Source organism: Cellulosimicrobium sp. G4 BAM 1002 (genome assembly GCF_057126935.1).
This window is the reverse complement of record NZ_CP182109.1, coordinates 4312250-4333120: the sequence shown is the minus strand read 5'-3', so window position 1 is coordinate 4333120 and position 20871 is coordinate 4312250. Positions and strand designations below refer to the sequence as shown.

Below are 20871 nucleotides of genomic sequence, written 5' to 3'. Positions count from 1 at the left end.
CTGGGCGGGAGCCCTCGCCGCTCGCGGTGCCTCTCGCTCAGAACTCGCCGAAGCCCCCGAAGTCCTCGAACCCGCCGCCGAAGTCACCGAAGCCGCCGTCGGCGTCCGCGCCCGGGTCGCCGCCCGAGGCCTCGACCGCACCAGCGTCCCCGCCCGTGTCGCCGCTCTCGGCTCCGGCCTCCGAGCCGGGGTCTCCGCCCGCCGCCGCGTCCTCTGCGACGGGCGTGCTCGGGTCGCCGAACGCGGGCCCGAAGAGCGCGTTCGCGACGGCGGAGCCGATCACGACGCCCGCGATCGTCCCCAGCAGGCTCGACCCGACCATCGCGCCGAACCCGAGGCCCCCGGCACCGGGGCCGCCGCGTCCGGCGAACGTGCGCTCCAGCGTGCCCGGCTGACGCATCTCGGCACGCGTCGCCATGCGTGCGAGGTCCTGCGGCGTGTCCGTCTGCGCGCGCTCGGCCGCCGGGACCTGCTCGCCGAGCTCCGCGAGCACCTGGCGGCGCTGCTCCGGGGTGAGCCGGGCGAACGCCTCGGCGTGCGCCTGCTCGACGGCGTCCGGCGGGGCAGTGCGCAGGAGGTACCGGTAGCGGTCGATCGCCACCTGGTCAGGCGTGCGGGGCGCGCTCGGCCCGCGGCCCGCCGTCCGCGCGTCCTGCGGGGCGCTGCCGTACGCGGGCCCGGTCGCGTCCTGCGGGGGGTACTGGTTCGGGTACCCGCTCTGCTGCTGCGGGGCGCCGTAGGGGTCGCGCGGCTCGCGGCCGAGCAGCCGGTCCAGGAATCCCATGTGTCGTCCTCCGGTGCGTGGTGGCGGGGCGCCGAGCGCTCGCTCGGGTGTCGTGGCCGGGTGGGCCTACTCCCGGACCAACGACGCACACGCCTCGCCGGTTCCGCCCCGACGCCGACCCCGACGCGCCGTCCCCGCCTCCCGCCGAACCCGGGGTTACGGGTCGATCGGGAGCCCGTCTGACCCACAACCCCGGGTTCGGCGGGCGTCGTGACCCGGAACCGCGGGTTCGGCGTACCTCTCCGGACGCACGAGTGCCCCCCGACCGTGAGGTCGAGGGGCACTCGGTGGTCGATCAGCCGGTCGTGCTCACGCGAGGCGAGCCGTGACCGGGAAGATCAGATCGCGCGGATGTTCTCCGCCTGCGGGCCCTTGGGGCCCTGCGTCACGTCGAACTCGACGCGCTGGTTCTCCTCGAGGGTGCGGAAGCCCTGCGACTGGATCGCGGAGTAGTGCGCGAACACGTCGGCGGAGCCGTCCTCGGGGGCGATGAAGCCGTAGCCCTTCTCGCTGTTGAACCACTTCACGGTTCCGGTAGCCATTGTTACTCCTTCAAGAGTGTGGAAACACCCCCCGCGGGCGCAGGGGAGTACATCACGGTGTTCGTCGTCAACTCTTGGGTAACAAGGTCCGCCGGGCACCCACCACGTGGTGGTCACGTCGACGCGAGGACAAGCGAGGCACTGCAATCTCGGGAACAACCGTACATGGTATGCCCCGGGTTGGCCACGGGTTCCCCGCGACGTTTTTCGAGGAGCCGATCCGGCCCCGCGCGGCGCCTGTCGTCATCGTCCCAGCGTCCTCAGCTCGACGACCGGACCACCCGGCGCGAGTCCGTCTCGCCCCGTCCTGCGGCCAGTCCGCCCGCTCGCCCAGCACCGGCACGAGGACCGACCACGACCGGGGGCGTGCTCTCCGCGTACTCCTCGAGGGAACGCATGGCGACCTCGGGCGGGAGCGTGCGGGCGATCGCCCGCGCCGCGGGGCGCCACCCGGTCCGCACGAGGACGCGGGGCTCGGCGAGGACGTTCCGGTACCACTGCGGCGGGGCGCGGGGACCACCAGTCCTCGTGGGCGAGACCGGCCGCTTCGTACCGTGCACGGAACGAAACGAGACCCTTGCGTTACGAGTCGGTAACAACTGGATGCGGTCCGCGAAACCCGTCCGGCCTACGTTCGCGTCACCCAGGAACGCAGGGGGCGCCCCCTTTCGCCGATTCGTGGGTCCGGAGCCCCCCGAGATGCCGCGGGGAGCCCCGGACGGCGCGTCGGCGGGCGGGTTTCGTCCCCTCGTGACCTGTGTCACTATTCAGCACGCTATTCAGTGTTGAACTCAGCGATCGACCGCGGAGGAGTGCGGCTTCGGGCCGTCCCCGCGGGGATCTGGACCACGGAGGTTGGCATGCATCGCACAGCACGACGGGCGAGCGGGGGTGCTGCCCTGCTCCTGGCGGCGACTCTCGTCCTCACCGCCTGCGGTCCCCAGTCCCAGGGCGGCGGCGACGAGGAGACCACCGGCACCTCGACCGAGACGGAGGACGGCGGCGGCTCGGCCGAGCTGAGCATCGTCCCGTCGGTCCAGATCGACATCGAGGGTGCCGAGGTCGAGGCGACGGAGGCCGGCAACCCGGTCGACCCGGCCGGTGACGGCAGCGCCGAGTGCGCCGAGGGCACGTCGATCGCGATGGCCGGTGCCCTCACGGGCCCGAACGCCGCGCTCGGCCTCAACATCCAGTACGGCGCGCAGGTCGCGGTGGACGCCTTCAACGAGGCGAACCCCGGCTGCCAGGTGACCCTCAAGCCGTTCGACACGGAGGGCGACCCGCAGAAGGCGACGCAGGTCGCGCCGCAGATCGTGGGCGACACGTCGGTGATCGGCCTGCTCGGCCCGGCGTTCTCGGGCGAGACGGCGGCCACGGGCGACGTGTTCAGCCAGGCGGGCCTGCTCTCGCTCACGGCGTCGGCCACGAACCCCGACCTCACGGGCAACGGCTGGACCAACTTCTTCCGCGGTCTCGCCAACGACGCCGTCCAGGGTCCGTCGGTCGCGAAGTACCTCGTGAACACGAAGGAGTTCGCGAGCGTCTGCGTCGTCTCCGACAACTCCGACTACGGCATCGGCCTGGCCCAGCAGATCACCGAGGGCCTGGGCGACGCGGCGAACGCCGACTGCGCCGCCGAGGTGAAGACGGGCGACAAGGACTTCTCCGCCGCCGTCCAGATCATCTCGGGCGCCGACGCCGACGCCGTGTTCTACGCCGGCTACTACGCCGAGGCCGCGCCGTTCGTGCAGGGTCTGCGCGACGGTGGCGTCGACATCCCGTTCGTCTCGGCGGACGGCACGAACGACCCGCAGTTCGTCTCGCAGGCGGGTGCCGCGTCCGAGGGCGCGATCCTCTCCTGCCCGTGCGGCCCCGCGCCGGACGACTTCGCGGCCACGTACGAGGAGTCGGCCGGCCAGGCGCCGGGCGTGTACTCGGTCGAGGGCTACGACCTCGCGACGATCATGCTCACCGGCATCGCCTCGGGCGTGGCCGACCGCGCGGCGATGATCGACTACGTGGCGAACTACTCCGGTGAGGGCCTCGCCCGCACCTACGAGTGGGACGACAAGGGCGAGCTCGCTTCCGCGCTCATCTGGATCTACGAGGTCCAGTAGTCCGACGACGACGGGCGCCCCGCCTCACGTCGCTCGCCCCACGGTGGGCGACGCCACGGGGCGGGGCGCCCGTCGTGGACCACGACCTCTGCACGATCCGAGCCATGAATCCCAGGGAGCGTCATGCCCGCTCTTGCTGACGCGCTGATGCACAGCGCGACCGCCGGACCCCTCGTCCACCAGTCGCTCATCGACTTCGACCTCGCCGGCCTCGGCCGCAACTTCTGGGGCCTCACCATCGAGGGCCTCACCTATGGCGCGATCTACGCGCTCGTCGCCGTCGGCTACACGCTCGTCTACGGCGTGCTGCGGCTCATCAACTTCGCCCACTCCGAGGTCTTCATGCTCGGCATGTTCGGGCAGTACGCGACCCTCATGCTCCTGGGCTTCTACCCGAGCGGGAACGCGTACGACAAGGGCGTCGCCCTCACGATCCTCTACCTGGGCATCGCGATGCTGGGTGGCATGCTCGTCGCGGGCGGCACGGCCGTCGGGCTCGAACGGGTGGCCTACCGACCGCTGCGCAAGCGCGGCGCCCCGTCGCTCGTCTTCCTCATCACCGCGATCGGCATGTCGTTCATCCTCCAGGAGTTCGTGCACTTCGTGCTGCCGAAGCTCACGGGAGGCACGCTCGGCGGTGTCAACGCGCAGCAGCCGATCCGGCTGGTGCAGCCCGAGGTCCAGTTCACGATCGGCAACGCCCCGGTCACGAACGTCACGATCATCATCATCCTGTCGGCGCTCGTCCTGGCCCTCGCGACGGACATGTTCATCAACCGCACGAAGTTCGGCCGCGGCATCCGCGCCGTCGCGCAGGACCCGGTCACCGCGACCCTCATGGGCGTCTCGCGCGAGCGCGTCATCATGCTGACGTTCCTCATCGGCGGCATCCTCGCCGGTGCGGCCGCGCTCCTGTACACGCTGCGCGTGCCGAACGGCATCATCTACTCCGGTGGCTTCATCCTCGGCATCAAGGCGTTCTGCGCCGCGGTGCTCGGCGGGATCGGCAACCTGCGCGGCGCGCTGCTCGGCGGTCTGATCCTCGGCGTCATGGAGAACTACGGGCAGGTCCTGTTCGGCACGGAGTGGCGCGACGTCGTCGCGTTCGTCCTGCTGATCGTCGTCCTGATGTTCCGCCCGACGGGCATCCTCGGGGAGTCTCTGGGGAGGGCCCGCGCATGAGCACGTCGACACCCGCACCTCAGCCGGCGCGCGAGGGCGCGCCCACGTCGATGCCGCCCGCGGGCCGGGTCGCGACGAAGGACCGCCCGCACGGCGGCGTCGGCGACCGGTTCCGCCTGTGGTGGGACGCGCAGGCCCGGCCCACGCAGTGGGCGATCGGCGTGCCGTTCCTCATCTTCATCGCGCTGGTCCCGATCCTCAACATCCCCGTGCTCACGACCGTGGGCACGAACTTCGGCGGCGTCATGGCGCAGTTCGGCATGATCGCGCTCATCGCGATCGGCCTGAACGTCGTCGTCGGCCAGGCCGGCCTGCTCGACCTCGGGTACGTCGGCTTCTACGCGATCGGTGCGTACACGGTCGCGATCCTCACGAGCCCCGACAGCCCGTGGAACCAGACCGACGAGTGGCTGTCGACCGAGTGGGCCTGGCTGTCGGCGCTGCCGATCGCCGTCGCGATCACTGCGATCTCCGGCCTGATCCTCGGGTCGCCGACGCTGCGGCTGCGCGGCGACTACCTCGCGATCGTCACCCTCGGCTTCGGCGAGATCGTCCGCCTCCTCGCGGACAACCTCGACGAGCTGACGGGTGGCGGCCAGGGCCTGCGCGGCGTCGCCTACCCCCGCCTCGGGGTCACGGAGGACCTGCCGAACGGCGTCTTCTCCGCGGGCAACGCGGCCGGCACGCTCAACTCGGGCGTCTGGTGGTACTGGCTCAGCCTCGTCTTCATCGTCATCTCGCTCCTGTTCGTGGGGAACCTCGAGCGCTCGCGCGTCGGGCGCGCGTGGGTCGCGATCCGCGAGGACGAGGACGCGGCCGAGATCATGGGCGTGCCGACGTTCCGCTTCAAGCTGTGGGCGTTCATCATCGGCGCGTCGATCGGTGGCGTCGCGGGCGCGCTCTACGCCGGCCAGGTGCAGTTCGTCATCCCGACGAACTTCAACGTCATCAACTCGGTGCTCTTCCTGTGCGCCGTCGTCCTCGGCGGCCAGGGCAACAAGCTGGGCGTCATCCTCGGCGCGTTCATCATCGTCTACCTGCCGAACTTCTTCCTCGGCCGCACCGAGATCTTCGGCATCCCGATCAACGGCAACGAGATCGCGAGCTACCGCTACCTGTTCTTCGGGATCGCGCTCGTCGTGCTGATGATCTTCCGGCCGCAGGGACTGATACCGGTCCGGCAGAAGCTCCTCGCGTACGGTCGGGAGATCTACGTGGCGGCACGTCGAGCCGCGCAGGCGCTCGCCCGAAGGCCCGACAGCACGACCAGCGGCAAGGAGACCTCATGAGCACCCACGACCCCGGCGGCATCGGGGCGGGCGGCGAGCACGGCGACGAGCACCTCGGGTCGTCGGGCCGTGTCGACTCCTCGCGGGCCGACACGTACATGCCCGGCGCGGTCCTCGACGAGCCGGCCATCGTCGACGTCGCCGAGGTGCGCCCCGAGCTCGCCAACCCCGAGCTCGTCGACGCCATGGTCGCCCCGGACCGTACCGTCCGGGCCAAGGTCGGCGAGCCCCTGCTGTCCATGGAGAACGTCACCGTCCAGTTCGGCGGCCTCGTCGCTCTCGACGACGTGACCTTCGAGATCCGGCGTGGCGAGATCCTCGGTCTCATCGGTCCGAACGGCGCGGGCAAGACGACCGCGTTCAACGCGATGACGGGCGTGTACCGACCGACCAAGGGGCAGGTCGTCTTCGACGGCTCGCCGCTCGGCGCGCTCAAGCGGTACCGCATCACGCAGCGCGGCATCGCGCGCACGTTCCAGAACATCCGCCTCTTCAACGAGATGACGGCGCTCGAGAACGTCGTCGTCGGGACGGACGCGCGGCACCGCACGTCCGTCCCGGGCGCGCTGTTCCGTACCCCGCGGCACCGCCGCGAGGAGCGCGACGCGATCGACCGTGCGATGGCGCTGCTCGAGTTCGTGGGCGTGGGCGGCCGGGCGACGGAGAAGGCGCGCAACCTCTCCTACGGCGACCAGCGCCGTCTGGAGATCGCGCGTGCCCTCGCGACGGAGCCCAAGCTGCTGTGCCTCGACGAGCCCGCGGCCGGCTTCAACCCGGCGGAGAAGGAGGCCCTCATGGACCTCATCCGCCACATCCGCGACGACGGCTACACCGTGCTGCTCATCGAGCACGACATGCGGCTCGTGCGTGGTGTGACCGACCGGATCGTCGTGCTCGAGTTCGGCCGGGTCATCGCGGACGGCACGCCCGACGAGGTCACCAACGACCCGAAGGTCATCGCGGCCTACCTGGGCGTGCCCGACGAGGAGCTGGCCGCGCACGTGGCCGACGCCGAGCCGGGCGCCGGGACCACTGGCACCACGACCGCCGGCCGCACGACCGAAGGAGGCGGCAGCGATGCCTCTGCTTGAGCTGCAGGACATGACCGTCGCGTACGGGCGCATCGAGGCCGTGCGGGGCGTCTCCATCACGGTCGAGGAGGGCGAGCTCGTCACCCTCATCGGGGCGAACGGCGCCGGGAAGACGACGACGATGCGCGCCATCTCGGGGATCCGCCCGGTGTCGCGCGGCACGATCCTCTTCGACGGCAAGGACATCACGCGGATGAAGGCGCACCTGCGCGTGCTCGAGGGCATCGTGCAGGCACCCGAGGGTCGCGGGATCTTCCCCGGGATGACCGTCATCGAGAACCTCGAGATGGGTGCCTACGCACGGACGTTCGAGTCCAAGGCCGAGCACGACGAGACCGTCGACCGGGTCTTCGAGCTGTTCCCGCGTCTCGCCGAGCGCAGGGACCAGGTGGGCGGCACGATGTCCGGCGGCGAGCAGCAGATGCTCGCCATCGGCCGTGCGCTCATGGCCCGCCCGCGGCTCCTGCTCCTCGACGAGCCGTCCATGGGGCTCGCGCCGATGGTCATCCAGCAGATCTTCCGGATCGTCTCGGAGATCAACGCACAGGGGACGACGGTGCTGCTCGTCGAGCAGAACGCCCAGCAGGCGCTGTCCCGCTCGGACCGTGCCTACGTGCTCGAGACCGGTGAGGTCGTGCAGACCGGCGGCGGCAAGGAGCTGCTCGCCGACGCGAGCATCAAGGAGGCGTACCTCGGCGTCGCCTGACGGCCCGGGTCAGACCAGGGCGTGCGCGAGGGCGAGGCGGGCCTCGCCCTCGCGCACGAGCTCGTCGGCGTCCGCCGCCCCGGCGACGGACCACGTGAGGGACGTGCGGAAGGCGGGCCGGACGGGACCCGCAGGGGCGGCGAGGCACGACAGGACCTCGTGACGGAGCGCCTCGGCGCTCGCGGCGGCCTCGACGTCCCCCATCCCGGGGAGCGTCGCGAGGACGGCGAACCGGTCGCCGTCGACACGGCCGGCCTCGCACCCGCCCGGCAACCACGACCGCAGGTGCTCCCCGATCGTCGCGAGCATCGCGTCGCCGGCCTCCTGGCCGTACCGCGCGTTGATCCCGCCCATGTCCTGCACGTCGAGCAGGATGAGGACGACCCGCGTCCGGCCGCGCGCGACGAGGGCGCAGCGACGGGAGAGCGAGTGCCAGGTGCTGCGCCGGGACGGCAGGCCCGTGAGGGCGTCGTGGGTCGACCGCTCCGCGAGCGTCCCGACGAGCGAGTGCACGAGCTCCGCGGCGCTCACGCTCGCCCAGTGCGCACCACGGACCAGGACGTCGTCGTAGCGCCGGTCCGCCGGCCGCGACATGGCGAGCGTCGCGACGGCGGACACGACCGCCGTCGGTTCGACGACGAGGGGTGACCAGTCGGTCACGCTCGCGACCGGGCGACGCTCGAGGACCGCGCGGCCGTAGCCGAGCCGGCCGGTGAGGGCAGCGGTAAGGCTCGAGCGCACGACGACGCCGTACCGGTCGGGGTAGCGGTCCTCCTGGGCGGCGTGCCCGCCCGCGGGCGGGACGGAGCGCTCGTCGTCCGTCACGACGACGCACGCCACGTCAGGGTTGCGGAACAGGACCTCGAGCTGGCCGACGGGCATCGACGACCCGACGGTCAGCACGGGACGGGAGAGATCGGCGACGAGACCCGTCGCGCGAGCGGCAGGGCGCATCGCGGTGTGGTGCGCCAGCGCGGTGAGTTCGTCGTGCACAGACGCAGTGTGGCGGGCGGCGACCTGGCCCGGCGGCGAAGGGCTCAGAGTTCCTCGAGAGCTCACGGCCCCGTCACCTCGGTGAGCCTCTACGCTGACGCCGTGCCGATCCGACGCCGTGACGCCCGGGACCGACTGACCTTCGAGCTGGTCGAGTCGGCGGAGGACGGCGCCGGCCCCGACGCCGCGGTGGAGCGGGACGTCGAGGCGGGGGCGGTGCCCGGCCTGGACGACGACCAGGAGCCGGCGGTCCTCCCCGAGCCGAGCGCTCGGCGTGGGCCGCGCCGGAAGGTGACGGTCGCAGCCGTGTCCGCCGCCGTGCTCGTGCTGGGCGGGATGCTCGCGGTCGACGCGTGGCAGACCCGCACCGACCGCGCCCTGCTGCGCTCGGCGCCGGGCGCGGTCGAACCCCTCCCGGACGTCCCGCGGGAACGCTGGGCGGCCGACGTCGGTCACGGCAGCGGCGTGAGCCGGCTCCCGGCCACCCTCGTCACGATCGGGGACGGCGAGGCCGTGGGGCGCTCGCTCGACACGGGCGACGAGCGGTGGCGCGCCGAGGTGGGCGAGCATGCGAGGTGCGGGAACTGGGCGCAGCCCGCGGGGGAGCCGGAGCGCACGCTCGTCTGCGTCGCTCCCGTCGTCGAGGACGAGGCGGGTGGTCCCGGCGCCGACCTCACGGTCGACCCGACGACCGGGCGCGTCGACGCCTCGTCCTGGGACGTCACCGTCCTCGACGAGGACGGCTCGGTCCTCGGACGCCGCGAGACGACCGTGGAGGGCGGCGCGCCGTTCCCAGGTCCCGACGGGACGGTGGTCCGGGCCGTGCGTGTCGGCGAGGTGCCCGAGGCGGACGGCGTCGAGGTCGAGCTCGACGACGCCACGGGGGAGCCGGTCGCGCTCCCGACCGGGCGCGGCGCCGTCGTGCGGGTCGAGGACGCGGTCACGGGCGAGGCGCGGTGGGAGGCCGAGCTGCCGTTCGTCGACCGCTCCGGGGAGTGCGTCTCCTGGGAGGGGTCCGACGGCGCCGACCCGACGGTCCGTGCGGAGCTCGAGAACCTCTGGGCGGTGAGCCAGCCGCGGCTCGTCATGGTCCAGGGGTGCGGCGTGTCGGCGTGGTTCACCCTCGACGGCACGCGCCTGGACGAGGTCGACAACCCGCGCGACGGCGTGGTGGCGCTGCCGGACGGCACCTACTACCGGGACCCGACGAACGGCGGCTACGGCTGGGGGTTCGGGGCGACCGACGACGCGACCGCCTCACCGGCGATCCTGGGGGCCGACGGGACGGTGCGCTGGGAGCCGCCCGGGCCGGTGCTCGTGCCGTCGGCGACGGACGGTCGTCCGGCGCCGGTCCTCGTCCGGGACAGCCTGGACCTCGTCGCGTTCGACGACACGGGCACCGAGCTGTGGCGCACGTCCGAGGTCGGCACCACGGAGGCCGTGCTCGCCGTGGCGGACGAGACGGTCGTCATCGCCAACGGCATCGGTGCCGGAGCTCTCCTGGGCCTCGACGCCGCGACCGGCCGGGAGCGCTGGTCCTTCGGCGGCGAGGACATGGCGGCGGTCGTCGGCGGGACGAACGCGGGGTGGGCGGGCGAGGCCGCGTTAACCGACGGCGCGCGGGTGCTCGTCGTGCTCACCGACTGGAACCTCGGCCGGTCGGCGCTGGTCGCCCTCGACCTCACCGACGGCCACGTCCGGTGGCAGACCGAGCCCGCGTCCGTGGAAGGCAGGTCCTGGACGATGCCGTTCCAGGGCCGCTTGGTGCGCATGGACGAGACGGAGCTCGTGGGCCTCGGCTGAGGCCCGTGGGCCCTACGCTGGGACGGTGCCGCTCCGACGAGGTGAGGCCCGCGAGCGACGGCTGACGTTCGAGCTCGTGGAGTCCGACGACGACGCCCCGGACCTCGGGGCGGGGCCCCCGCGCGCGACCCGGCAGCCGGAGGGCGCGGACGCCGCCTTCCGCGCCGACGACGACGGCCCGCACGCCGAGCCGGAGCCGTCGCCTCGACCACCGCGCGTCCGGCCGGTCCGCCGTCGGACGGTCGTCGTGGGGGTCCTGGCGCTCGCCGTCGTGGCGGCAGGCATGGTCGGCGTCGACGCGGCCCGCACGCGCGCGGACCTGGCGCGGCTGCGCGCGGCACCGGGGGCCGTCGAGCCGCTCGCCGGCGCGCCGGACGAGCGCTGGACCGTGGACGCGGAGCTGACGGCGGGCTTCGCGCTGCTCCCGGGCGCGTTCGCCACGGTCGAGGACGGGACCGTGGTGGCGCGCGACCTCGACACGGGGGACGTCCGGTGGCGTACCGAGGTCGAGGAGGGCACCTTCTGCGGAGGGTTCGCCTACTGGACGCTCCCCGGCGGGGAGCCGGACCCGACGCTCGTCTGCCTGGCGCCACGCACCGAGGACGGGACGGTCGAGCTGGACCCCATGGCTCCGGACGTCGGCGGCGCGGCGGACGTCCTGCCCGAGTCGTGGGGCGTCACCGTCCTCGACGCGTCGGGCGAGATCCTCGGTCGTCGCGACCTCGCGGGCGGCGGGGCGATCGCGTCCGCCGGCCCGGAGGGCGGCGTCGTCCTCGTCGAACGGGTCGGTGAGGCCCCCACGGGGGACGGGCGTCAGGTCGAGATCGACCCGGGCACGGGGATGGCGACCGACCTGCCGACCGGTCGCGGCGTCGTCGTCACCCTGCAGGACGCCCTCACGGGCGAGGACCGGTGGGAGCGCGAGCTGGAGTTCGTGCCCGGTGCCGGCGGGTGCGTGCGCTGGGGCGACAGCGGGACGATGGACGACGCCTTCGCCGACCTGGAGAACGTCTGGGCGGCGACCGGGGGCGAGATCGTCCGCGTCGACGGGTGCGGGATCTCGGCGTGGTTCTCCGCGGACGGGACCCGCCTCGACGACCCGGAGAACCCCGCGGACGGCATCACGCCCCTCGCCGACGGCTCGCTCTACCGCGATCCGGCGTCCGCCGGCACGGGCTGGCCCACCGCGTTCGACCCGGAGGACGCGTTCCCGCCGGCGATCCTCGATCCCGACGGGTCGGTGCGCTGGGAGCCACCGGGCCCGGTGTACGTGCCGGGGGCCACGGACGCGCGCGACAGCCCGGTCCTGGTCCGCGACGGTCTCGACCTCGTCGCCTTCGGCACGTCCGGCGACGAGCTGTGGCGGACGACCGACGCCGGCACGCCGGACCGTGTCGCCGTCGTCGCCGGCGGGGTCGTGGTCGTCCCGCAGCCGAGCTCCGACCTCGTCGGTCTCGACGTCACCACGGGCCGCCGGCTGTGGACGCTCGAGGACGAGGTGCTGCGCGAGAGCACCGGGATGCCGGCCACCGAGGGGGCGGGGTGGTCGATGGACACGACCTACACCGACGGGGAGCGCGCGATCGTCGTCGTCTCCGACTGGGAGTCCGAGTCGACGATGCTCGTCGCCGTCGGCCTCGCCGACGGCAGCGTCGGCTGGCACACGGAGCAGGGGGAGCCGTACGACGACGCGTGGCTCCTGCCGATCCAGGGCCGCCTGTTCAGCATCGACGAGACGACGCTCACGCGCCTGGGCTGAGCCGCGAGGGTCCTACGCTGGGGGTGTGCCGGTCCGACGACGAGACGGCGGCGACGACCGCCGCACGTTCGAGCTCGTCGAGACGGCCGGGTTCGACGACGAGCCCGACCTTCTCGACGTGCCGCACCCGGTGCTGCTCCGCGAGCGACCCGCGCCGGAGGGTCCCCCTCCGCCCGACCATGCCGGGCCCCTCTCTGCCCCGAGCGGGACGCCGGGCCGCTCGAGGCGTCGTCGCGTGCTCGTCGCCGCGACAGCGGGAGCGGTGGTCGTGCTGGTCGCCGGGATGCTCGTCGTGGACGCCGTGACGAGCCGGGACGCGGAGCACCGGCTCGAGACGGCGCGCGGTGCGCTGCGCCAGCTCGACGGCGCACCCACCGAGCTGTGGACCGCACCGGTGTCGGCGGACGGGGGCGTCGTGGTCCTGCCCGGTCTGCTCGTCACGGTCGACGGCGACGACGCCGTCGCGCTCGACCTCGACAGCGGCGAGGAGGCGTGGCGCACGACCGTCGGCGCCGACGCGGTGTGCGGCTCGTGGAGCCCGTGGGACCTCACGAGCGTCGCGGCGAGCACGGTCGTGTGCGTCGCCGGGACGTCGGTCCTCCCGATCTGGCTCGAGACGGGGCCGACGCCGGGCGCGGACGGTGCCGACGGTGCCGACGGTCGCGACGAGCCCGACGGGCCGGCCACCGTCACGGTCCTCGACGCGGCCGGCACCGTGGTCGGCGAGCGTTCGACGGAGGCGGGGGGCGCCGTCCTCCTGCCCGGGCCCGACGGCGGCCTGGTGCGTGCCGAGCGGGTCGGCGAGCCGGGGGAGCCGACCGGTGCGCCGGTCTCGGTCGACCCCGCCGCGGGCGAGACGGTCGACGGCGTCCGCGGCCGGGGTGTCGTCGTGACGCTCGAGGACGCGGTGACGGGCGCGGAGCGCTGGCGCCACGACCTCCCGTTCCAGGACGTGCCCTGGTCGTGCACGTCGTGGGACGGTGAGACCGGCAACGAGACCGTGGACGCCGAACGCCTCGGGGTGCTCAGCACCGAGCGCCTCGTCGACGTCGTCGGCTGCGGCATCGCGGCGTCGTTCGGCCCGGACGGCACCCGCCTCGACGACCCGGAGGTCCCGACCGACGGCGCCGTTCCGCTCGCGGGAGGTCGCGTCCTCGTGGACGCCGACCGGCAGGGCTCGTCGGGCGCGCTGCGGGCCGACCGCATCCTCGCGTCCGACGGCTCCCTGGTGCTCGACGCTCCCGGCGAGGTGCTCGACCCCCGGGCCACCGACGACCCCGGACCGGGGGTGCTGCTGGTTCGCGAGGGCATCGGCGTCCGCGCGTACGACCCGTACGGTGCCCGCCTGTGGACGTACGACGGTGCCCGTGCCCCCGAGGCCGTGTACGTCCTCGCGGCGGGGACGGCGGTCGTCGGCACGGCGAACACCGTGGAGGGCCTGGACTCGATGACGGGGAAGCCGGTGTGGTCGCGGTTCGTCGACGACCTGGGGAGCGACGCCGGGCGGTCGACCATGGTGTCGGGCGCCTACACGGACGGACGCTGCGCGATCCTCGCGCTCGTCGACCCGACGACGGGGACGGACCACCGCCTCGTCGCGCTCGAGCTGTCCACGGGTGCGCTCGTCTGGGAGACGGACGTCGAACCGGGGTGGTCGTCGCTCGTCGCCGTCCAGGGTCGCCTGCTCGGCTGGGACGGCTCGTCGGTGACCGGCATCGGCTGACCCCTGGCCGTCAGAGGGCAGCCCGGACCGCACCGGGCGGGACGACCGCCCAGGCGGTCTGACGCACGTCGAGGTCGGTCCACCCGAGGCGGCCCGACGGCGACCAGGTGGTCACGTAGCGCCCCGGCCGCACGCGCTCGTCGCCCGCCCAGAGCGCGGCGAGCTCCTCCTCGGCGGTCGCGTCGCCGCCGTCGGCGCGCACGGTGAGCTCCGCGACGCGGTCCGTGAGCGCGACCGTGGCGTCGTCGGGTGCGGCGCCGGGCGGGGTCGACGCGCCCCACAGGTCCCACAGGAGCAGCTCGGCCCGCTGCCGGTGGGCGAGGTCGCCGAGCACGTAGCGCTGCACGAACCCAGGCCCGCTCAACCAGCCGAGGTCAGGTCCCGCGCCGTGGTCGGACAGGTCCCGCCGGCCGGCCCGGTAGGCGAGCCAGGTCTCCGCGGCGGTCTCGAAGGGCGCGCCCTCGCCGGCCGGCAGGTCGTGGAGGTCGAACGCGCGCGAGCCCTGCTCGAGCTCCGGGTCGGACCGGACCCACCGCTCGCCGTCGTGGCGCTCGACGACGACGTGGTCGTGGTGGAACCCGCCCTCGCCGAGGTAGTCCGTGAACCCGAGCCGCGTGCGCGCAGGGATCCCGTGCTCGCGCAGGATCGCGACGGCGAGCAGCGAGTGGTCGCGGCAGCACCCGCCGACCTGGGCGTCCGGGGCGCGGGGCGCGTCCAGGGGGCCGGGCGCCCGCTCGACCGCCGCGTCGAGGATCGTCGCGACCCAGCGCCCGTCGACGTCGGCGAGCTGGGCCCGCGTGGGCGGCGTCGCTCCCGCCCGGTAGTGCACGACGGCGCGCGTCACCGCGACGTGCAGGCTCGCCGGGTCCGGGGTCACGGCGGCGACGAGCGGCGCGTGCTGCCGCGGGTCGGAGTACGGGCTGTGGCGGGCGTAGTCCTCGAGGCTCGGTGCCGTCGAGGTCGTCGTGGTGGTGTCCATGCCGCGACCCTCCGGCCCGCCCCAGGGGCAGGGTCAACTCCGTCAGGTCCGGTGGCACGAGCGGGTCGGCCGCCCTACCGTCGCACTAGCCGCGCGCCGAGGAGCCCGCCGCACCGGACGGACGAAGGGCGTGCTCATGACCGAGACCACGAAGAGCCCGGAGGACGACGCGTTCGGCGCGGTCCTGGCCGCCGTGAGCACGCCGTCGCCGCTGGACACCCCGCTCGGGCGGTTCGAGCTCGTCGACGGGGTCCCGACGCCCGGGTCCGTCGAGCGCCTGTACGCCTCGCTCGACCTGGTGCGCGGCATCGAGGCGTACCTCAGCGCGATCCCCGGCGCGTCGCTCGTCGCGATGCGGCACGGCTTCCGCAGCCTCGGTCTCGTGCGGTCCACCCAGATCGGGTACACCGACCCGCGCGCCGACTCGAACGGCATCTTCCTCACCCCGAACACCGAGACGACGTACGGGACGTTCTTCTTCGACCTGCGCGAGACCGGCCCGTTCGTCATCGAGCCGCCGAAGCAGTCGCTGTGCGTCGTGGACGACTTCTGGTTCCGGTACGTCGCGGACATGGGCATCGCCGGACCTGACCGGGGGGAGGGCGGGCGCTACCTCTTCCTCCCGCCGGACCACGACGGCGACGTCCCGGACGGCTATCACGTCTACCGCACGCCGACCTTCACCAACTGGGTCGTGCTGCGCGCGCTCGGCGGCGTGCCGGCGATGAAGGAGACGCGCGTCTACCCGCTGGCGGAGGCGGCCGACCCCCCGCCCACGGAGTTCGTGAACATCGCCGGGGCACGCGTCAACACGGTGCACGCCAACGACGCGTCGTTCTTCGACGAGGTCGCGGAGATCGTCGCGGAGGAGCCGCCGGACGCCCTCGACCCCGAGCGCGCGGGCCTGCTCCGCGCGGTCGGGATACAGCACGGCCGGCCGTTCGCGCCGAGCGCGGAGCACCGCGCGACGCTCGACACGGCCGCACGCACGGCCGCGGCGATGAGCCGCGCGCTCGTCTACTCCCCACGCGACCCCGAGGCCGCGATCGCTCCCGGCTCGAGCTGGCTCAACGGGTTCCTCGGCGGCTCGTACGAGTTCCTCGCGGACGGCGCGCGCCTGCTCGACGCGCGGACGCAGTTCCACTTCCTGGCGACCGTCGTCACTCCGGCGATGGCGCACGCCCAGGTGGGCGCGGGCTCCGCGTACGCGTACACCGCCCACGACGCCGAGGGCCGGATCCTCGACGGTGCGCGCACGTACCGGCTCGTGCTCCCCCCGAACCCCCCGGCGAAGAACTTCTGGGCGATCGACCTCTACGACACCCAGACGAGGTCCCTGCTGCAGACCGCCGACCCCCACCCGAGCGTCATGAGCCTCACCGGCACCGTCGCGACGGAGGACGACGGCAGCGTCGTCCTGTGGTTCGGACCCGAGCCGCCGGAGGGCCGCCGGTCGAACTGGGTCGGGACCGTGCCGGGCAGGTCGTGGTTCCCCATGCTGCGGCTGTACGGGCCGCTCGAGCCGTGGTTCGACAAGACCTGGCTGCCCGGCGACCTCGAGCTGGTCGACGGACCCGGCCTCTGACCGCTGATCCCGCGATCGTCCCTGGTCACCGCCGCGCGGCCGGCGTCCCGCCGACCGTGACGGCGACCTCCGCGACGACGGCGTCGGGGTCGTCGGACCACGGGACGGCGTAGACCTCGCGCGTCGGGGCGTCCTCGGGCGCGGTGGCCCGCAGCGCGTCGTGGTACCCGACGATCTGCGGGTACCGGCAGTCGCGCGACGGCACCTCGACGTAGACCTCGGTGCGCGCGGGGTCCTCGCGCAGCACGACCGACCCGGCGGGGGCGACGAGCCCGCGGTACGGGACGCACGTCTCGACACGCCCCGGGACCTCGCGCCCGACGGGCTCGTGGTAGACCACGACGTGCCCGGCGTCCGCGTCGGCGCCCGCCGCCGCGAGGTGCGCGCGGAGCGTGAGCACGTCCGCCGTGAACGTCGGGACGAGGTCGTCCTGGACGACGCATGACGTGATCGTGGCGACCGTGCGCGCGCCGACGTCGCGCCGTCGCACGTCGCGAGGGCGGGCTCCTGGCGAGACGCCGTGCGGGAGCAGTGCGGGCCCGGGCGTGGTGCCGGGAGCGCGAGGCCCGGCGAGGGTCCGCACCAGCTCCTCGGCGGTCGCGCGTTGGTCGGCGAGCGTGCGCTGCCGCTCGTCCCACCACCCGAGGAGGACGTCGCGCACGTCGCTCGGGTCGGCGTCGAGCACCTCGGGCACGCGCGCGAGCGGCACGTCGAGCCGGCGGAGCAGGGCGATCGTCCGACCTCGCTCGACCTGCTCGGGCGCGTAGGCGCGGTAGCCGGTGCGCGGGTCCACGGCCGCCGGGACGAGCAGCCCGTTCGCGTCGTAGAGGCGCAGCGCCTTGATCGACAGGCCTGACGCGCGCACCATCTCGCCGCTCGTCAGTGTCGCGGGCGACTGCTCGGTGGCCACGCGCCGAGCGTAGCCGCACGGGCGCGGCGACCGACCGCCGTCGGCCCGCACTACCCTGGCCAGATGCCTGACGACCTCACGCAGACCGTGCCCGCCGCGGAGCCGCAGGTGCCCGCGGCACCCGTCGCCCCCCGCCGCCCCGCCGACCGCACGCACCACGGCGAGACCGTGGTCGACGACTACGAGTGGCTGCGCGAGAAGGAGTCGCCGGAGGTCGTCGCGCACCTCGAGGCCGAGAACGCGTACACCGAGGCGCGGCTCGCGCACCTCGCCGACCTGCGCGAGCGGATCTTCGAGGAGATCAAGGCGCGCACGCTCGAGACCGACCTGTCCGTCCCGGTGCGCCAGGGCGCGTACTGGTACTACGCGCGCACGGTCGAGGGGTCGCAGTACCCGATCCGGGCGCGCGCGCCGATCGACGCGAGCGTCGGCAGCGACGCACCGTCGTCGTGGGTGCCGCCCGTGCTGGAGCCGGGCGTCCCCGTGCCGGGCGAGCAGGTGCTGCTCGACGACAACGTCGAGGCCGAGGGGCACGAGTTCTTCTCGCTCGGCTCGTTCGACGTGTCCGTGGACGGGACTCGGCTCGCCTACGCGGTCGACGTCGTCGGCGACGAGCGGTTCACGCTGCGCGTCCGAGACCTCGAGACGGGCACCGACCTCGCGGACGAGGTCCCCGGGACGTTCCCGGGCGCCGTCTTCTCCCCGGACGGGAGGTACGTGTTCTACCCGACCGTCGACGACGCGTGGCGGCCGTGGCGCGTGTGGCGCCACGAGGTGGGCACGCCCGCGACGCAGGACGTCGTGGTCTTCGAGGAGCCGGACGAGCGGTACTGGGTGGGTGTGGGCGTCTCGCGCTCGCAGCGGTTCGTGCAGATCGACGTGGGCTCGAAGATCACGTCCGAGACCTGGCTCGTCGACGCCGACGACCCCACGGGCGAGCCGCGCGTCGTGTGGCCGCGGCGCGAGGGCGTCGAGTACACCGTCGAGCACGCGGTCCTCCCGAGCACCTGGCTCCCGGCCGACCACGCGGTGACCGCCCGTTCTGAGGCCGGGACGAGCGATGACCGCATGGTCGGCGGGCAGCAGGCGCATGGTCGGGATGTGCTGCTCGTGCTGCACAACGACGGCGCGGAGAACTTCGAGCTCGTCGTCACGGCGGTTCCGGGTTCGGGCGACGGCCTGCCCGACGGCGCGGCGCACCCGGGCGGGACGCGCGGCCCGGCGGACGCGACGGTCGTCGTGCCGCACGACCCGGCGACGCGGCTGGAGGCCGTCGACGCGTTCGCCGGTCACCTCGTCGTGTCGTACCGGCGCGACGCGCTGTCCCGGGTGGGCGTGATCGGCCTCGCGAGCGCCGAGCCACCGCGCCCGGCCGGTCTGCCGACGCCGATCCGCACGGGCGACACGGCGCCCGCGCCAGAGCCCTGGCACGTGCACGAGGTCGCGTTCGACGAGCCGCTGTTCACCGCGGCGCTCGGCGGCAACCCCGAGTGGGGGCAGCCGAACGTCCGGCTGTCGTACTCGAGCTTCGTCACGCCCTCGACGGTGTACGACCTGCGCGTCGAGACCGACGAGCTCACGCTGCTCAAGCAGCAGCCGGTCCTCGGCGGGTACGACGCCGCGGACTACGTGCAGCGCCGCGAGTGGGCCACGGCCGAGGACGGCACCCAGGTGCCGGTCTCGCTCGTGTGGCGGCGGGACGCCGTCGGGCTCGACGCCACGGGGACGGGCGCGGAGCCGGCGCCGCTGCTGCTGTACGGGTACGGGTCGTACGAGATCAGCATCGACCCGGCGTTCTCGATCTCGCGCCTGTCGCTCCTCGACCGGGGCGTCGTGTTCGCGGTCGCGCACGTGCGGGGCGGCGGCGAGATGGGGCGCCGCTGGTACGACGAGGGAAAGACGCTGGCCAAGCGGAACACCTTCACCGACTTCGTCGCCGTCGCGCGGCACCTCGTCGACGCGGGGTGGACGAGCCCCGAGCGGCTCGTCGCGCAGGGTGGCTCGGCGGGCGGGCTGCTCATGGGGGCGGTGACCAACCTCGCGCCCGAGCTGTTCGCCGGGGTCCTCGCGCAGGTGCCGTTCGTCGACGCCCTCACGTCGATCCTCGACCCGTCGCTCCCGCTGACCGTCGTCGAGTGGGACGAGTGGGGCGACCCCCTGCACGACCCCGAGGTGTACCGGTACATGCGGTCGTACACGCCGTACGAGAACGTGCCGGACGACGCCGCGCACTACCCGCGCGTCCTCGCCGTGACGTCGCTCCACGACACGCGCGTGCTCTACGTCGAGCCGGCCAAGTGGGTCGCGCGCCTGCGCGCCGCCGGGGCGCCCGCGCTGCTGAAGATCGAGATGCACGCCGGGCACGGCGGCGTCTCGGGCCGGTACGAGGGCTGGCGCGAGGTCGCGTACGAGGACGCGTGGGTCCTCGACGTCCTCGGCCTCGCGGCCCGGTGACCGCCGACCAGGGGGTCGCTCGCGACGCGACGCCGCCGGGCACGGCGGCGCTGCTGCTGCGGCCGTTCGGCTACCTCGCGATCGGGCTCGTGTGGACGTGCATCGGGCTCTTCGTCGTCGGCCTGTACCTCACCGTCGCCGCGTACGGCCTGTTCGAGCCGCCCGAGGACCAGGAGCCGTGGGCCGAGCTCGTCGTCGCACCGGGCGACGTGCTCGGGCGGCTCGTGGTGGTCGCGCCGATCGCCGTCGTGCTCGCCGGCCCCGTCGCCTGGTACCTGTCGTGCGCCGTGTGGCCGCTCGCGGCGCTGTCCGTCGTCTACGCCGGGCGCGCGCTGCGGCCGTCGTACCGCGGCGACCGGCTGTCCTTCACGAGCCACGTCGCGTCCGGCACCACCCTGGGGCCGCCACTGCCCGGACCGGTCGCGATGTCGCTCCAGCCGGTGCGGCGCTCGCGGCTCACGGACACGCTCATGCGGTTCTACGTCTGCGGCTGGAACCTCGACGCCCGCGAGTTCTGGCCCGCCGTCCCGGGAGGGGTGGCGTGGGCGCTCGCGAGCACCGGGGCGTCGACGGCGCTCCCGTCCGCGTGGCGGGTCGGGCTCCTCGTCGCCGCGGTCCCGTTCGCCGTCTGGTCGATGGTCGCCCTGCGCCGGGCGTGGCGCTGGCGGTTCCACCGCGAGCGCGTGCGCGAGGGACGCCGCGAGCGGTGGGTCGCGCGGGACGGCGACGCGCGGGACCTGCGCGACGGACCACGCGTCACGCGCTCCCGCCCGCAGTCGGCCGAGCACCGGGCGCGCGTCGAGGCGGAGCGTGCCGAGACCAGGGCCTCGACGGACAGCCTGACGAGCCTCACGAGCGATGCGATCGGTGAACGCCGCGAGGCGGTGCGACGGGCGCGCGAGCGGCGGTTGGGCTCTCGGGCCCGGACGGGCGGGGAGCCGTCGGACCGCTGAC

At 73.9% G+C, this 20871-nt stretch carries 16 protein-coding genes; 11 read left to right on the top strand and 5 right to left on the bottom strand.

The features are described from left to right. Positions 1–37: 37 nt before the first annotated feature. Both ACMXGY_RS19290 and cspE read right to left on the bottom strand, forming a co-directional pair. Entirely contained in the window at positions 38–784 is a 747-nt protein-coding gene (locus ACMXGY_RS19290; RefSeq protein WP_483774580.1) for a hypothetical protein, read from the bottom strand. Positions 785–1122: 338 nt separating this feature from the next. Next, positions 1123–1326, bottom strand: coding sequence for a transcription antiterminator/RNA stability regulator CspE (cspE, locus tag ACMXGY_RS19285; RefSeq protein ID WP_047231069.1), 204 nt, complete (start codon positions 1324–1326; stop codon positions 1123–1125). An 860-nt stretch (positions 1327–2186) separates the two neighbouring features. On the opposite strand from cspE, the gene ACMXGY_RS19280 reads away from it, so the two are divergent. From ACMXGY_RS19280 to ACMXGY_RS19260, 5 genes are all read left to right on the top strand, one after another. Continuing rightward, on the top strand, positions 2187–3443 hold the full coding sequence (locus ACMXGY_RS19280; RefSeq protein WP_483774579.1) for a branched-chain amino acid ABC transporter substrate-binding protein: 1257 nt from the start codon (positions 2187–2189) through the stop codon (positions 3441–3443). 123 nt (positions 3444–3566) lie between these two features. Then, positions 3567–4625 carry a branched-chain amino acid ABC transporter permease gene (locus tag ACMXGY_RS19275; protein ID WP_483774578.1) on the top strand — a complete coding sequence of 353 codons (1059 nt, stop codon included), beginning with the start codon at positions 3567–3569 and terminating at the stop codon, positions 4623–4625. Beyond that, positions 4622–5914 carry a branched-chain amino acid ABC transporter permease gene (locus ACMXGY_RS19270; protein WP_483774577.1) on the top strand — a complete coding sequence of 431 codons (1293 nt, stop codon included), beginning with the start codon at positions 4622–4624 and terminating at the stop codon, positions 5912–5914. Before ACMXGY_RS19275 ends, ACMXGY_RS19270 begins: the two co-directional genes overlap by 4 nt. A gap of 98 nt (positions 5915–6012) precedes the next feature. Beyond that, positions 6013–7005: an ABC transporter ATP-binding protein gene (locus tag ACMXGY_RS19265; protein WP_483776908.1), complete on the top strand. Its 993-nt coding sequence runs from the start codon at positions 6013–6015 to the stop codon at positions 7003–7005. Continuing rightward, the gene (locus ACMXGY_RS19260; protein ID WP_483774576.1) at positions 6992–7711 is read left to right on the top strand and encodes an ABC transporter ATP-binding protein; all 720 of its coding nucleotides are present in this window, start codon (positions 6992–6994) and stop codon (positions 7709–7711) included. The genes ACMXGY_RS19265 and ACMXGY_RS19260 overlap by 14 nt, the downstream gene beginning before the upstream one ends. A 9-nt stretch (positions 7712–7720) precedes the next feature. Here the strand turns inward: ACMXGY_RS19260 and ACMXGY_RS19255 are convergent, their stop codons facing one another. Continuing rightward, positions 7721–8704, bottom strand: a complete 984-nt coding sequence (locus ACMXGY_RS19255) for a GGDEF domain-containing protein (RefSeq protein WP_483774575.1) — start codon at positions 8702–8704, stop codon at positions 7721–7723. Positions 8705–8806: 102 nt separating this feature from the next. Between ACMXGY_RS19255 and ACMXGY_RS19250 the strand changes: the two genes are divergently transcribed. Genes ACMXGY_RS19250 through ACMXGY_RS19240 form a run of 3 tightly spaced genes read left to right on the top strand, consistent with a single transcriptional unit; the run spans position 8807 to position 13989 of the window. Further along, positions 8807–10507 (top strand): outer membrane protein assembly factor BamB family protein, encoded by a 1701-nt coding sequence (locus ACMXGY_RS19250; RefSeq protein ID WP_483774574.1) that lies wholly within the window; start codon positions 8807–8809, stop codon positions 10505–10507. 25 nt (positions 10508–10532) lie between these two features. Further along, positions 10533–12266, top strand: coding sequence for an outer membrane protein assembly factor BamB family protein (locus ACMXGY_RS19245; RefSeq protein ID WP_483774573.1), 1734 nt, complete (start codon positions 10533–10535; stop codon positions 12264–12266). Between the two features lie 25 nt (positions 12267–12291). After that, positions 12292–13989 (top strand): outer membrane protein assembly factor BamB family protein, encoded by a 1698-nt coding sequence (locus tag ACMXGY_RS19240; protein ID WP_483774572.1) that lies wholly within the window; start codon positions 12292–12294, stop codon positions 13987–13989. Positions 13990–13999: 10 nt separating this feature from the next. Here the strand turns inward: ACMXGY_RS19240 and ACMXGY_RS19235 are convergent, their stop codons facing one another. Beyond that, the gene (locus ACMXGY_RS19235; RefSeq protein WP_483774571.1) at positions 14000–14968 is read right to left on the bottom strand and encodes a transglutaminase-like domain-containing protein; all 969 of its coding nucleotides are present in this window, start codon (positions 14966–14968) and stop codon (positions 14000–14002) included. A gap of 136 nt (positions 14969–15104) precedes the next feature. On the opposite strand from ACMXGY_RS19235, the gene ACMXGY_RS19230 reads away from it, so the two are divergent. After that, positions 15105–16553, top strand: a complete 1449-nt coding sequence (locus ACMXGY_RS19230) for a DUF1254 domain-containing protein (protein ID WP_483774570.1) — start codon at positions 15105–15107, stop codon at positions 16551–16553. Between the two features lie 25 nt (positions 16554–16578). Here ACMXGY_RS19230 and ACMXGY_RS19225 read toward each other — a convergent pair whose 3' ends face one another. After that, positions 16579–17463 (bottom strand): MerR family transcriptional regulator, encoded by an 885-nt coding sequence (locus tag ACMXGY_RS19225; protein ID WP_483774569.1) that lies wholly within the window; start codon positions 17461–17463, stop codon positions 16579–16581. A 63-nt stretch (positions 17464–17526) separates the two neighbouring features. Between ACMXGY_RS19225 and ACMXGY_RS19220 the strand changes: the two genes are divergently transcribed. Together ACMXGY_RS19220 and ACMXGY_RS19215 are read left to right on the top strand one after the other, a co-directional pair. Beyond that, complete coding sequence (locus ACMXGY_RS19220) at positions 17527–19917, top strand: S9 family peptidase (protein WP_483774568.1); 2391 nt, start codon at positions 17527–17529, stop codon at positions 19915–19917. Beyond that, positions 19914–20870, top strand: a complete 957-nt coding sequence (locus tag ACMXGY_RS19215) for a hypothetical protein (protein ID WP_483774567.1) — start codon at positions 19914–19916, stop codon at positions 20868–20870. Before ACMXGY_RS19220 ends, ACMXGY_RS19215 begins: the two co-directional genes overlap by 4 nt. The last annotated feature ends 1 nt before the right edge of the window (position 20871 follow it).